The following is a 12,931-nucleotide window of genomic DNA, read 5'->3' as shown; positions in this document are numbered from 1 at the left end:
ATGGCCGACAGGCTGTCGATCCTGATCGCCGAGGACAACTCGGCCGACCGCATGCTCCTGTCGACCATCGTCAGTCGCCAGGGGCATCGAGTGCTGACTGCCAGCAATGGCCTGGAAGCCGTGGCGTTGTTCGAGCAGGAGCGTCCGCAGTTGGTGCTGATGGATGCTCTGATGCCGGTGATGGATGGTTTCGAGGCCGCGCGGCGAATCAAGCTGCAGGCCGGTGATGCGCTGGTGCCGATCATCTTTCTCACCTCGCTCAGCGAGAACGAGGCGTTGGTACGCTGCCTCGAGGCGGGTGGTGACGACTTTCTGGCCAAGCCTTACAACCGGGTGATACTCGAAGCCAAGATCAAGGCCATGGATCGCCTGCGGCGCCTGCAGGCGACCGTGCTGCATCAGCGTGACGTGATTGCCCAGCACAACGAGCATCTACTGCGCGAGCAACGCGTGGCCAAGGAGGTGTTCGACCGTGTCGCCCATTCTGGCTGTCTCAACGCATCGAACATCCGCTACCTGCAATCGCCCTACGCGTTGTTCAATGGTGACTTGCTGCTGGCTGCCTACACGCCGTCCGGTGGCATGCACGTGATGCTCGGCGACTTCACCGGCCATGGTCTGCCGGCGGCCATCGGTGCGATGCCGCTTGCCGAGGTGTTCTACGGCATGACGGCCAAGGGCCATGCGCTGACGGAAATTCTTCGCGAGATCAACGCCAAGCTCAAACGCATTCTGCCAGTGGGTGTGTTCTGCTGCGCCACGCTGCTCAACATCAGCAGCAAACGTGGCCTGCTCGAGGTCTGGAATGGTGGTCTGCCGGACGGCTATCTGTTGCACGAGGATGGCCGCCCTCGTCAGGCACTGGTGTCGCGCCACTTGCCGCTGGGAATCCTCGAGCCTGCTGCGTTCAGCGATCGCTGCGAGGTCTACCCGTTGCAGCGTGGCGATCGCATCCTGCTGCTCAGCGACGGTGTACTGGAGGCGCGCAACGCCCAGGGCCATCTGTTCGGCGAAAATCGACTGCTCGAGGTGCTGGATTGCAACCAGCAGCCACGTGTGCTGTTCGAGCAGATCCAGCAGGCTCTGGTCGCCTTTCGCGGTGAGCAGGAAGACGATGTCAGCATGCTCCAGGTCGGCTTCGAGGACGAGGGCGAGGTGCTGCATCCGCTGGCCTTCGCCGACGCCGGGCACAGCAATCCGCAGGACTGGTCGGCGAGCTTCGAGTTTCGCGCGCACAGCCTGCGGCATTTCAACCCTTTGCCCTACCTGTTGCAGTTGCTGATGGATATCAAGGCTCTGCGGCCGCGTGGCGGAGAGATCTATACCGTCCTGGCCGAGCTGTACTCCAACGCGCTGGAGCACGGTGTGATCGGTCTAGACTCGGCACTTAAGCGTGATGCCAAGGGGTTCTCCGAGTATTACCGTGAGCGCCGCTTGCGTCTGGCGCAGCTGCAGGACGGCTATGTGCGTTTTCACCTCCAGTTGTGCCCCCAGGAGCGAGGCGGACGCCTCATGATTCGGGTCGAGGATAGCGGGCCGGGTTTCGATGCTCAGGCGTTGACCAGCACGCCTGCTGACTTCAGTGGGCGTGGCCTGGCACTGGTGCGGGAGTTGAGCGATGCCTGCCACTGCGAGGGTGAGCAGCCGGGCGTAAGCGTGGAGTTTTGCTGGTCTACTGAGGCATAATCCCTCGGCTGTTGTTCAGGGAGTGACCCAGTAGTGCCCGACATCCACCTCGATGATGCCGTCCTGGCCGCCTTGCAGGACGTCATGGAAGATGAATATCCGGTCTTGCTCGATACCTTCGTGGCAGACTCCGAAGAGCGCCTGCGCCTCATCCAGCAAGCCGAGCGAGAGGCCGACGCCCAGGCCCTGCGCCTGGCTGCGCACAGCTTCAAGGGCAGTTGCAGCAACATGGGGGCGACCCTGCTGGCCAGCCTGTGCAAGCAGTTGGAAGACGCCGGGCGTCGTGAGGCGCTGGAGCTGGCGCCCGAACTGATCGAACAGATCGAGCGCGAATTTGCCATCGTGCGCATCCTGCTCAAGACCGAACGTCAGCGCTATCGCATCTGATCCTCCATGCAGGGCGATTTAAGTCGGTCTTCCTTTGTGCCACCAAGTTGGCCCGTCCTTTGCTCTGGTACCGTCACGACCCATCAGACGGAGAGCGTCCATGTCCGCGATGCCCGATCTACTCCTCAAGCCCGCGCCTGAGGTAAAGAGTAATGCGAAGCCACCGGCAAAAACGCCGCAGGCCAGCAGTAATGAGGCCTCCAGCTTCGATAAGGTGTATGCCAGGGAGCGTCAGACTCAGTCCGGCGAGCGTACCAGTGCGGCCAAAAAGCCAGCCGAGCAGCGTACCGATGAAGGTCGAGATGCATCGGCTGCCAGTGGCGATACCTCAGACAAGGAGCCTGCGGTTGCCACCAACGGCAATTCCTTGCCGGCCGAATCGACATCCGAGACGCTTGAACCTGCTCTGCCTGTCAGTGATGCTCAAGACACCCTGGATCCTTTGCTGGCGATGGCATTGGGAGGGCTGCAGGTGCCGCAGCCGCAGTCGGAGACTGCGCCGCTACCCGAGTCCACTACAGAGCCGGAACCCTTGCTGATTACAGGTATGCCGGTGACGGCGCCTGTCGTGGCTGAGCAGGAGGTATCCCCTGTGGCTGAACTCTCGGCTGAGCAGGCGAGCCCAGCGCTCGTGACAGAGGATGCCGTGAGCATGCAGCTACCGCAGGCTGTCGACGGAAAACCTCAGCAGCAACCTGCCAAGGGCAAGGATTTCGCTGCCGATCTGGTCTCGGCATTCGACCAGATGAGTGAGGCAGACAAGGGTGACAAGCTTTCCGCTGAGCTGGTAGTCGAGGATGCTTCCACGGAGGCGTTGCAGAGCCTCAAGGAGAGCACCCAGCCCGATCGTGCCGATCAGTTCGTCAGCAAACTCAATGCTCTGACCCAGGCGATCAATCAGCAGAGTGGCGGCGTTCAACGCGTGCCTCTGGTTCCGGGCCAGCCGGTTGCCGTGCAGCAGAGTGGTTGGACCGACGCCGTGGTCGACAAGGTGATGTGGATGTCTAGCCAGAATCTCAAGTCGGCGGAAATCCAGCTTGATCCGGCCGAACTTGGGCGCCTGGAGGTGCGTGTGCACCTGTCTCAGGACTCGGCCCAGGTAACGTTCGCCAGCCCTAATGCCGGCGTGCGCGATGCGCTGGAGGGGCAGATGAACCGGCTGCGTGACCTGTTTGCCCAGCAGGGGATGAACCTGGCTGACGCCAATGTATCCGATCAGTCGCTCAATCGGGGATGGCAGGGGCAGGGGCAGAACGAAGGGCGTGGCGGCTCCTCGCGTGGCGACAGCTTGTTGGGGGGCGATGACCTCGTTTCGAGTGTGCAGGAGGTTCGCAGCGAGCGCCTGAGCATGGGGCGTGGTCTGGTCGATTACTACGCTTGATTGCCGCTGTCGGGCCTGGCTCCGCTAGACTGAGATTCGCCCGAGTGTTCGCCAGAACGCTCGGGCGAATGCTTTTTGGGTGACAGAGACGGGCTGGCACTGTTAAATCCGCAGCCCAAGGTTGGACAATGCCGTTGATAGACTGGCATAACACTTGCTCCTAACCCTTTGATCGCGGAAAGAACCTAGGCACTGACGGATTATTGGCATGGCTAAGAAAGAAGCAGCACCGGCGGCAGAGGGGCAACCTGCCGGCAAGAGCAAGCTCAAGCTCATCATTCTCATCGTCGTCGGTCTGCTGCTGGCCGTCGGTCTGTCCATCGGCGGCACCTGGTTCATTCTCAGCAAGAGCGACAAGACCGAAGAGCCCAAGCACGAGGAGGCTGCCGATGCAGCGCCAGTGCACAAGGCGGCGGTCTATCAGGACTTGCTGCCGGCCTTCGTGGTCAACTTCAACGTTCAGGGGCGCACACGCTACCTGCAGGTGAGCATGGCGCTGATGGGGCGCGATGCGGCCGGCATGGAAAAACTTAAGGTGCATGTCCCGGTACTGCGCAACCGTCTGGTGATGTTGCTCTCGGGCCAGGATTTCACCGCCCTGCAAACGCCGCTGGGCAAGGAAATGCTCCTGCAGCAGGCCCTGGCCAGCGTGCAGGAACTGGCGCAGAAGGAAACCGGCAGCACCGTGGTTGAGCAGGTGCTGTTCACCAATTTCGTATTGCAGTAGGCGGGAGTCATCATGGCCGTTCAGGATCTGCTTTCCCAGGACGAGATCGACGCGCTACTCCATGGCGTGGACGATGGCCTGGTCGAGCCCGAAGAGGCCGCCGAGCCGGGCAGCGTCAAACAGTATGACCTGACCAGCCAGGATCGCATCGTCCGGGGGCGCATGCCGACCCTGGAGATGATCAACGAACGCTTCGCGCGCTATACCCGCATCAGCATGTTCAACCTGTTGCGCCGCTCGGCGGACGTCGCCGTGGGTGGTGTGCAGGTGATGAAGTTCGGCGAGTACGTGCATTCGCTGTACGTGCCCACCAGCCTCAACCTGGTGAAGATGAAGCCGCTGCGTGGTACCGGCCTGTTCATCTTGGATGCCAAGCTGGTGTTCAAGCTGGTGGACAACTTCTTCGGCGGTGACGGCCGTCACGCCAAGATCGAAGGGCGTGAATTTACGCCGACCGAACTGCGCGTGGTGCGCATGGTGCTCGATCAGGCCTTCGTCGACATGTGCGAGGCCTGGCATGCGGTCATGGACATCCACTTCGAATACGTCAACTCCGAGGTCAACCCGGCGCTGGCCAATATCGTCAGCCCCAGCGAAGTGGTGGTGGTGTCCACCTTCCATATCGAACTGGACGGCGGTGGTGGCGACCTGCACATCACCATGCCGTATTCGATGATCGAGCCGATCCGCGAGATGCTCGATGCCGGTTTCCAGTCCGATGTCGACGATCAGGACGAACGCTGGGTCAAGGCGCTGCGTGAAGACATCCTCGATGTCAGCGTGCCGCTGGCAGCGACCGTGGCGCGGCGGCAGTTGCGGCTGCGTGACATCCTGCATATGCAGCCCGGTGACGTGATTCCGGTCGATCTACCGGAAAACGTGGTGATGCGTGCCAATGGCGTGCCCACCTTCAAGGTCAAGCTGGGGGCACACAAGGGCAACCTGGCATTGCAGGTGCTCGAGCCGATCGAACGTCAACGCTGAAGCACCATTGGATTGCTTGGCCTGCGCTCGACGCGACAGGCCTGATTCATCACAGATTTCGAACAGGTAACAGGAGCCAGGCGAGGAACTACCATGGCAGACGAAGAAAATACTTCCCCCGAAGAGCAGGCGCTGGCCGACGAGTGGGCTGCAGCGCTGGCCGAGGCCGGTGATGCCGACCAGGATGACATCGATGCCATGCTCGCTGCGCAGGAGCAGCCCAAACCCGCCGCTCCGCGCGCGCCGATGGAGGAGTTCGGCAATGCGCCACCTCCAAGCACCGGCTTGCCGGCCGGCCTGGAGGGGCCGAACCTGGATGTGATTCTCGACATCCCGGTGTCCATCTCCATGGAGGTTGGCAACACCGATATCACCATCCGCAACCTGCTGCAGCTCAACCAGGGCTCGGTGATCGAACTCGATCGCCTGGCTGGTGAGCCGCTCGACGTGCTGGTCAACGGCACGCTGATCGCCCATGGTGAGGTGGTGGTGGTCAACGAGAAGTTCGGCATTCGCCTGACCGACGTCATCAGCCCCAGCGAACGCATCAAGAAACTGCGCTGATCATGACTCGATATCTTTTTCTCCTGCTGAGTCTGCCATTGTCTGCCTTGGCTGCGGAAACGACGGCCAGCCCGACGCCCATGGCGGGCAGTAACTTGGCCGGGCAGCTTGGCCAGATGCTTCTGGGCTTGTTGTTGGTGATCGGCCTGATTTTCGCACTCGCCTGGTTGCTGCGTCGTGTGCAGCAATTGACGCCGCGAACCGGGCAGGTGATCAAGTTGCTGGCGACCCAGCCGTTGGGGCCGCGTGATCGTCTGGTACTGGTGCAGGTCGGCAACGAGCAAATCCTGCTGGGCCTTTCTGCCGGGCGCATCGCCCCGCTGCACGTCCTCAAGGAACCGGTGCATCTTGCCGATGCCGAGCCGGCCACGCCGGAATTTGCCCAGCGCCTGATGGAGTTGCTGGGCAAGGATCAGAAGGACAAGTCCTGATGCTGCGTTTGTTGCTGGTATTGCTGCTCAGCGTGTCCGCTTCGCTGGCGCTCGCCGCCGATCCGCCCAGCGGCGGTACCTTGATTCAGCAGGGCGATGGCCCGTTGTCGATTCCGGCCATCACGCTGTCCACGGACGCGCAGGGCCAGCAGGAGTACTCGGTCAGCCTGCAGATACTGCTGATCATGACGGCGCTGAGCTTCATCCCCGCGTTCGTCATGCTGATGACCAGCTTCACCCGCATCATCATCGTCTTCTCCATCCTGCGTCAGGCGCTGGGGCTGCAGAGCACACCGTCGAACCAGATTCTGGTGGGGCTGGCGCTGTTCCTGACGCTGTTCATCATGGCGCCGGTGTTCGACCGGATCAACAGCACCGCCCTGCAGCCCTACCTGAACGAAGAGATCATTGCCCAGGAGGCGATCAAGCGCGCCGAGGTACCGATACGTGACTTCATGCTGGCGCAGACGCGGGAGAGCGATCTGGCGCTATTCGTGCGGCTGTCCAAGCGTACCGACCTCAATGGTGTCGAAGACGTGCCGCTGACCATCTTGGTGCCGGCCTTCGTCACCTCGGAGCTGAAGACCGCGTTCCAGATCGGCTTCATGATCTTCATCCCGTTTTTGATCATCGACATGGTGGTGGCCAGTATCCTCATGGCGATGGGCATGATGATGCTCTCGCCGCTGATCATCTCCCTGCCGTTCAAGATCATGCTGTTCGTTCTGGTCGATGGCTGGGCGCTGATCATGGGCACCCTGGCGGCCAGTTTCGGCACGATATAGCGAGGCTCGCATGACTCCCGAGGTAGCGGTTGACCTGTTTCGCGAAGCGCTCTGGCTGATCGTGCTGATCGTCGGTCTGGCGGTGGTGCCCAGCCTGGTAGTGGGGCTCATCGTGGCGATGTTCCAGGCCGCCACGCAGATCAACGAGCAGACCCTGAGCTTTCTGCCGCGGCTGATCGTCATGCTGGTCACGCTGATCTGGTCCGGCCCCTGGCTGGTGCGCGAGCTGATGGAATATACCCAGACGCTGATCCAGAACATCCCGTACCTGATCGGTTGAGCGCTCATGAATCACTCTACTGTGCTCGACATCTCGTGCTTCGGCTGCATTCGCAGCGGGCACGTAGTTCAAGGCATTGCGCCGGCTACGCGCAGGCGAAACGCGATCGATCTTCGCTCGCAACTCGTTCTTCACCGGCACTGAGGCAAGGGCGATGCTTGAGTTGAGTAGCGTGCAGATCAGTGGCTGGGTCGCCCAGTTCCTGCTGCCGTTGTTCCGCATTGCCGCCATGCTGATGGTCATGCCGATCATCGGTACGCAACTGGTACCGACGCGCGTTCGCCTCTATCTGGCGCTGGCCATCAGTGTGGCGTTGGTGCCTGTCTTGCCCCCCATGCCGCAGGTCGATGCATTGAGCCTGCGCAGCCTGTTGCTGATTGGTGAGCAGGTGCTGATCGGGGCGATGTTCGGTTTTCTCCTGCAGCTGTTCTTCCATATCTTTACAGTGGCCGGACAGATCATCGCCATGCAGATGGGCCTGGGTTTCGCCTCCATGGTCGACCCCACCAGCGGCGTGTCGGTGCCCGTTCTGGGGCAACTCATGCTGATGCTTGTGACGCTGTTGTTCCTGTCCATCAATGGTCATTTGGTCGCGTTGGAAGTACTGGCCGAGAGCTTCGTCAGTTTGCCGCCCGGGCAAGGGCTGATGGTGCAGCACTACTGGGAACTGGCCGGCAAGTTGGGCTGGGTGATCGGCGCCGGTCTGCTGCTGACCCTGCCGGCGGTTACGGCGCTACTGGTGATCAACCTGGCGTTCGGCGTGATGACGCGTGCGGCGCCGCAACTGAACATCTTCTCCATCGGTTTCCCGCTGACTCTGGCCCTTGGGCTGGTGATCTTCTGGATTAGCCTGTCCGACTTCGGCAATCTGTTTCAGGCGTTGGCCACTGAAGCATTGCAGCAGTTGGGCGAGCTCGCCAAGGTGCGTTAGGAGGCAGCATGGCTGAGAGCGAGAGCGGCGCCGACAAGAGCGAGGAACCCACTAGTAAGCGGCTCGAAGAGTCGCGGAAAAAAGGTCAGATCGCTCGTTCCAAGGAGCTCAATACCCTGGCGGTCACCATGAGCGGCACGGTTGCTCTGCTGGGCTTCGGCGCGCAAATGGGCGACGCCCTGCTGGATCTGATGCGCGGCAGTTTCAGCCTGCCGCGTGAAGTGCTGATGAACGAAGGCAATATGGGGCTGTACCTGCTTGCGTACGGCAAGCATGCATTGCTGGCTGTTCAGCCATTTTTCATCGTTCTGCTGATCGCTTCCGTGGTTGGTCCTATCGCACTGGGTGGCTGGTTGTTCTCATCCGAGGCGTTACTGCCCAAGGGTAGCCGGATGAATCCGCTGGCAGGGCTCAAGCGCATGTTCTCCATGCAGTCTCTGGCGGAGCTGCTCAAGGCGCTGGCCAAGTTCCTGGTCATCCTGGCCGTGGCCTTGCTGGTCTTGTCGTCTGATCAGGACGACTTGCTGGCCATCGCCAATGAGCCGGTCGAGTCGGCCATCCTGCACAGTTTGACGGTAGTCGGCTGGAGTGCGTTCTGGCTATCGTGCGGGTTGATTTTGATCGCTGCCGTGGATGTGCCGTTTCAGCTCTGGAGTCACAAGCAGAAGCTGATGATGACCAAGCAGGAGGTCAAGGACGAGTACAAGGACTCCGAAGGCAAGCCTGAGGTCAAGGGACGCATTCGTCAGCTGCAGCGTGAAATGGCGCAGCGGCGGATGATGCAGTCGGTGCCGCAGGCCGATGTGGTGATCACCAACCCGACCCACTTCGCCGTGGCCTTGAAATACGATCAGGACAAGGGCGGCGCGCCGATGTTGCTGGCCAAGGGCAATGATTTCACCGCCCTGAAGATCCGTGAGATCGCCCAGGAGCACAAGGTCATGGTGCTCGAATCGCCAGCCCTGGCGCGGGCGGTTTATTACTCCACTGAGCTGGATCAGGAAATCCCAGCAGGTCTCTACCTGGCTGTGGCTCAGGTACTTGCTTACGTCTATCAGATTCGCCAGTTCCAGGCTGGCAAGGGCAAACGGCCGGGGCCTCTGCCGGATCTGCCGATCCCGCCGGATCTACGCCGCGACGAGTGATGGAGTCGGCGAGCAGTCGCGTATTTTTTGCGATTGCAGTCTGTAATCCTCTTTCTGGAACGCTTCTTGCCATTACCCCATCAGGACGCGTTTCCGCGTCAAAAGATTGATGACTTGGGGTAAGGCCGTGGCAGTAGATCGCGCACAGTTGATCGGTGACGTACGCAGTAACTTGGCCGGGTTGCGCCACGGCAATTTGGGGATTCCCCTGTTGCTGCTGGTGATGCTCGGCATGGTGATGCTGCCGGTGCCGCCGTTTTTGCTCGACGTGCTGTTCACCTTCAGTATCGCGTTGTCGATCGTGGTGCTGCTGGTCAGTATCTACGCCCTGCGTCCCCTGGATTTCGCGGTGTTCCCCACGATCCTGCTGGCTGCCACGCTGCTGCGTCTGGCGCTGAACGTGGCCTCGACTCGTGTGGTGCTGCTCAATGGTCATGACGGCCATGGTGCGGCGGGGCAGGTGATCCAGGCCTTCGGTGAGGTGGTGATCGGCGGCAACTACGTGGTCGGTATCGTGGTCTTCGCCATCCTCATGATCATCAACTTCGTGGTGGTCACCAAGGGCGCCGGGCGTATCTCCGAGGTGAGCGCTCGCTTCACCCTCGACGCGATGCCCGGCAAGCAGATGGCGATCGACGCCGACCTCAACGCCGGTCTGATCGACCAGGTCGAGGCCAAGAAACGCCGCAGCGAGGTGGCCCAGGAGGCCGACTTCTATGGCTCCATGGACGGTGCCAGCAAGTTCGTACGCGGCGACGCCATCGCCGGCCTGCTGATTCTGTTCATCAACCTTATCGGCGGTATCGCCATTGGCGTGCTGCAGCATGCGCTGCCGTTCGCCGAGGCTGGCAAGGTTTACACCCTGTTGACCATTGGTGACGGTCTGGTGGCGCAGATCCCATCCCTGCTGCTATCGACGGCGGCGGCGGTGATGGTTACCCGGGTTTCCAGTGCCGAGGACATGGGTGCGCAGGTCAACCGGCAGATGTTTGCTTCGCCCAAGGCGTTGGCGGTGGCTGCGGCCATCCTCATTGCCATGGGGTTGGTGCCGGGCATGCCGCACTTCTCCTTCATCAGTCTGGGCCTGGTGGCTGCGGGTGGCGCCTACTGGATCGCACACAAGAACCGCAAGGTCAAGGAAGAGGAAGTCAAGGAAGTGCAGCGCCAGCAGGAGCTGCTGCCGGCGCAGAAGGCCCAGGAGGTGAAGGAACTGGGTTGGGACGATGTGACGCCAGTGGACATGGTGGGTCTGGAAGTGGGCTACCGCCTGATTCCGCTGGTCGACCGCAACCAGGGTGGTCAGTTGCTGGCGCGGATCAAGGGTGTACGCAAGAAGCTGTCGCAGGAGATGGGCTTTCTCATGCCGTCGGTGCATATCCGCGACAACCTCGACCTGGCACCCAATGCCTACCGTTTGACGCTCATGGGCGTCAGCGTGGCCGAGGCCGAGGTCTACCCGGATCGCGAGTTGGCGATCAACCCCGGTCAGGTGTTCGGCCCGCTCAATGGCATTGCCGCCAAGGATCCGGCGTTCGGCCTGGAGGCGGTGTGGATCGATCCCAGTCAGCGTGACCAGGCGCAATCGCTCGGTTACACCGTGGTCGATGCCAGCACCGTGGTCGCCACCCACCTGAATCAGATCCTGCACAAGCACGCTCATGAGCTGCTTGGGCACGAGGAGGTGCAGCAGCTCATGCAATTGCTGGCCAAGAGTTCGCCGAAGCTGGCCGAAGAGCTGGTGCCTGGGCTCGTGTCGCTGTCGACCCTGCTCAAGGTATTGCAGGCGCTGCTGCAGGAGCAGGTGCCGGTGCGCGACATCCGTACCATCGCCGAGGCCATCGCCAACGTCGCGCCAAAGAGTCAAGATCCCGCCGCCATGGTCGCAGCCGTTCGCGTGTCGCTGGCTCGCGCCATCGTGCAAAGCATCGTGGGACTAGAGCCGGAGCTGCCTGTGATCACCCTTGAACCAAGGTTGGAACAGATATTGCTGAACAGTCTGCAGAAGGCCGGTCAGGGTAGCGAGGATGGCATCCTCCTCGAACCAGGTATGGCCGAGAAGCTGCAACGTTCCCTGGTGGAAGCGGCGCAGCGCCAGGAAATGCTCGGCAAACCGGTGATCCTGCTGGTGGCCGGTCCGATCCGGGCGATGTTGTCGCGCTTCGCGCGGCTGGCGGTACCCAGCATGTACGTGCTGGCCTACCAGGAAATTCCGGACAACAAGCAGGTCACCATAGTCGCCACTGTGGGCCAGAACTGAGGTAAAGGGTCATGCAGGTCAAACGTTTCTTCGCTGCTGATATGCGGACCGCCATGAAACTGGTGCGTGACGAACTGGGCGCCGACGCGGCCATCATCGGCAATCGTCGCGTGGCCGGCGGTGTCGAGCTGACCGCCGCGCTCGACTATCAGGTGGCGCCGGCGCCGGTTCGACCGAATCCGGCTCTGGAGGCCGAGCTGCGCAAGACTCAGGCGCGCATCGCCAATGCTCAGGCGGAGCTGGCGACCCGTGCCGAACAGGACTCGTCGAAAGACCGTCAACTTTTCGCCAATGACTCGCTGGTGGCGCCGGAATTGCCGGCGACCCCGGTCAAGCCGCAGCGCCCCGTCGAGAAGCCGGTGGCTGCCGCGCCCAGTGTCGATCCGCGTGCGCTCGATGCCATGCGCTTCGAGCTGCACGGCCTGCGTGAGCTGATCGAAGTACAACTGGGCTCCATCGCCTGGGGGCAAATGCAGAGCCGTCGCCCGCAGCAGGCCAACCTGTGGCGCCGCTTGCAGCGTATGGGCCTGTCGGCCGAGCTGTCGCAGGCGTTGCTCGACCGCGTGGCAGGTGTCGCCGAGCCGCGTCAGGCCTGGCGCATGCTCCTGGCGCACCTGGCCCATGCGATCAAGACGCCCAAGGTCGAGCCGTTGGAAGAGGGCGGGGTGATTGCCCTGGTCGGCCCCGCCGGCATGGGCAAGACCACCACGCTGGCCAAGCTGGCCGCGCGTTACGTGCTTAAGTACGGTGCTCAGCAGGTCGCTCTGGTGAGTATGGACAGCTTCCGTATCGGCGCCCAGGAACAGCTCAAGACCCTGGGGCGCATCCTCGGCGTCTCGGTGACTCAGATCGATCCGGGGCAGTCGCTGCTGCAAGCCCTGGCGCCCCTGGCCAAGAAACGTGTCGTACTGATCGATACGGCGGGGTTGCCCGCCAACGATCCGGCCCTGCGTCTGCAGCTCGAAAGCCTGTCTGCGCGCGGCCTGAAAGCCAAGAATTATCTGGTGCTGGCCGCTACCAGTCAGAGACAGGTGCTCAAGGCGGCCTACCATAGTTACAAGCGTTGCGGCCTTTCCGGCTGCATACTGACCAAGCTGGACGAGGCCGTGAGCCTGGGTGAGGTTTTGGGTCTGGCTATAGGCCAGCATCTGCCGGTAGCCTATGTCACGGACGGGCCGCGGATTCCGGATGATCTGCACGTTCCGCGTAGCCACCAACTGGTCAGCCGCGCGGTGGGATTGCAGGCGCCGGAGGAGCCGAGCGAGGACGCCATGGCGCAATTGTTCGCCGGTCTCTATCAAGGAACCGCGCGGCGCGTCGGCTGAAGCGCTAAAGTGTTGCAAACCCTGCGTTTTTTGCAGGGGCGAACGGCC

The 12,931-nt window shown here is 61.8% G+C and carries 13 protein-coding genes; all 13 read left to right on the top strand.

The genetic code is table 11. The annotated features are described in order from the left end of the window. The 13 genes from VC352_RS03855 to flhF all read left to right on the top strand — a co-directional run bounded on the left by VC352_RS03855 (window position 1) and on the right by flhF (window position 12,883). A complete protein-coding gene (locus VC352_RS03855) occupies window positions 1-1,686 on the top strand; it encodes a fused response regulator/phosphatase (RefSeq protein WP_322978266.1) in 1,686 nt (561 codons plus the stop codon). 33 nt (window positions 1,687-1,719) lie between these two features. Further along, the gene (locus VC352_RS03850; RefSeq protein WP_322978265.1) at window positions 1,720-2,073 is read left to right on the top strand and encodes an Hpt domain-containing protein; all 354 of its coding nucleotides are present in this window, start codon (window positions 1,720-1,722) and stop codon (window positions 2,071-2,073) included. 652 nt (window positions 2,074-2,725) lie between these two features. After that, the gene (locus VC352_RS03845) at window positions 2,726-3,454 is read left to right on the top strand and encodes a flagellar hook-length control protein FliK (protein ID WP_322978687.1); all 729 of its coding nucleotides are present in this window, start codon (window positions 2,726-2,728) and stop codon (window positions 3,452-3,454) included. Between the two features lie 208 nt (window positions 3,455-3,662). Then, window positions 3,663-4,181: a flagellar basal body-associated protein FliL gene (gene fliL / locus VC352_RS03840; protein WP_322978264.1), complete on the top strand. Its 519-nt coding sequence runs from the start codon at window positions 3,663-3,665 to the stop codon at window positions 4,179-4,181. A 12-nt stretch (window positions 4,182-4,193) separates the two neighbouring features. Beyond that, complete coding sequence (gene fliM / locus VC352_RS03835; protein WP_322978263.1) at window positions 4,194-5,165, top strand: flagellar motor switch protein FliM; 972 nt, start codon at window positions 4,194-4,196, stop codon at window positions 5,163-5,165. A gap of 93 nt (window positions 5,166-5,258) precedes the next feature. Then, window positions 5,259-5,729 carry a flagellar motor switch protein FliN gene (gene fliN, locus VC352_RS03830; RefSeq protein WP_322978262.1) on the top strand — a complete coding sequence of 157 codons (471 nt, stop codon included), beginning with the start codon at window positions 5,259-5,261 and terminating at the stop codon, window positions 5,727-5,729. Between the two features lie 2 nt (window positions 5,730-5,731). Continuing rightward, entirely contained in the window at window positions 5,732-6,160 is a 429-nt protein-coding gene (fliO, locus tag VC352_RS03825; protein WP_322978261.1) for a flagellar biosynthetic protein FliO, read from the top strand. Next, window positions 6,160-6,945 carry a flagellar type III secretion system pore protein FliP gene (gene fliP / locus VC352_RS03820; protein WP_322978260.1) on the top strand — a complete coding sequence of 262 codons (786 nt, stop codon included), beginning with the start codon at window positions 6,160-6,162 and terminating at the stop codon, window positions 6,943-6,945. Before fliO ends, fliP begins: the two co-directional genes overlap by 1 nt. Before the next feature lie 10 nt (window positions 6,946-6,955). Next, complete coding sequence (fliQ, locus tag VC352_RS03815) at window positions 6,956-7,225, top strand: flagellar biosynthesis protein FliQ (RefSeq protein WP_322978259.1); 270 nt, start codon at window positions 6,956-6,958, stop codon at window positions 7,223-7,225. Between the two features lie 154 nt (window positions 7,226-7,379). Then, the gene (gene fliR, locus VC352_RS03810) at window positions 7,380-8,156 is read left to right on the top strand and encodes a flagellar biosynthetic protein FliR (protein ID WP_322978258.1); all 777 of its coding nucleotides are present in this window, start codon (window positions 7,380-7,382) and stop codon (window positions 8,154-8,156) included. A gap of 8 nt (window positions 8,157-8,164) precedes the next feature. Then, on the top strand, window positions 8,165-9,301 hold the full coding sequence (gene flhB / locus VC352_RS03805; protein WP_322978257.1) for a flagellar biosynthesis protein FlhB: 1,137 nt from the start codon (window positions 8,165-8,167) through the stop codon (window positions 9,299-9,301). Window positions 9,302-9,410: 109 nt separating this feature from the next. Next, complete coding sequence (gene flhA / locus VC352_RS03800; protein WP_322978256.1) at window positions 9,411-11,558, top strand: flagellar biosynthesis protein FlhA; 2,148 nt, start codon at window positions 9,411-9,413, stop codon at window positions 11,556-11,558. An 11-nt stretch (window positions 11,559-11,569) separates the two neighbouring features. Beyond that, window positions 11,570-12,883 (top strand): flagellar biosynthesis protein FlhF, encoded by a 1,314-nt coding sequence (flhF, locus tag VC352_RS03795; RefSeq protein WP_322978255.1) that lies wholly within the window; start codon window positions 11,570-11,572, stop codon window positions 12,881-12,883. The last annotated feature ends 48 nt before the right edge of the window (window positions 12,884-12,931 follow it).

The organism is Pseudomonas sp. C11, from assembly GCF_034683865.1.
Taxonomy (GTDB): domain Bacteria; phylum Pseudomonadota; class Gammaproteobacteria; order Pseudomonadales; family Pseudomonadaceae; genus Aquipseudomonas.
The sequence above is the reverse complement of the archived record's forward strand: the minus strand, read 5'-3'. Positions and strand labels throughout refer to the sequence as shown.

What these genes read in the sequence shown, in the direction of transcription:
- fliP (WP_322978260.1), top strand. Translation starts at nt 6,160, where the DNA reads ATGCTGCGTTTGTTGCTGGTATTGCTGCTCAGCGTGTCCGCTTCGCTG.
- flhF (WP_322978255.1), top strand. Translation starts at nt 11,570, where the DNA reads ATGCAGGTCAAACGTTTCTTCGCTGCTGATATGCGGACCGCCATGAAA.
- fliN (WP_322978262.1), top strand. Translation starts at nt 5,259, where the DNA reads ATGGCAGACGAAGAAAATACTTCCCCCGAAGAGCAGGCGCTGGCCGAC.
- VC352_RS03855 (WP_322978266.1), top strand. Translation starts at nt 1, where the DNA reads ATGGCCGACAGGCTGTCGATCCTGATCGCCGAGGACAACTCGGCCGAC.
- VC352_RS03845 (WP_322978687.1), top strand. Translation starts at nt 2,726, where the DNA reads ATGCAGCTACCGCAGGCTGTCGACGGAAAACCTCAGCAGCAACCTGCC.
- fliL (WP_322978264.1), top strand. Translation starts at nt 3,663, where the DNA reads ATGGCTAAGAAAGAAGCAGCACCGGCGGCAGAGGGGCAACCTGCCGGC.
- fliQ (WP_322978259.1), top strand. Translation starts at nt 6,956, where the DNA reads ATGACTCCCGAGGTAGCGGTTGACCTGTTTCGCGAAGCGCTCTGGCTG.
- fliO (WP_322978261.1), top strand. Translation starts at nt 5,732, where the DNA reads ATGACTCGATATCTTTTTCTCCTGCTGAGTCTGCCATTGTCTGCCTTG.
- fliM (WP_322978263.1), top strand. Translation starts at nt 4,194, where the DNA reads ATGGCCGTTCAGGATCTGCTTTCCCAGGACGAGATCGACGCGCTACTC.
- flhB (WP_322978257.1), top strand. Translation starts at nt 8,165, where the DNA reads ATGGCTGAGAGCGAGAGCGGCGCCGACAAGAGCGAGGAACCCACTAGT.
- flhA (WP_322978256.1), top strand. Translation starts at nt 9,411, where the DNA reads ATGACTTGGGGTAAGGCCGTGGCAGTAGATCGCGCACAGTTGATCGGT.
- fliR (WP_322978258.1), top strand. Translation starts at nt 7,380, where the DNA reads ATGCTTGAGTTGAGTAGCGTGCAGATCAGTGGCTGGGTCGCCCAGTTC.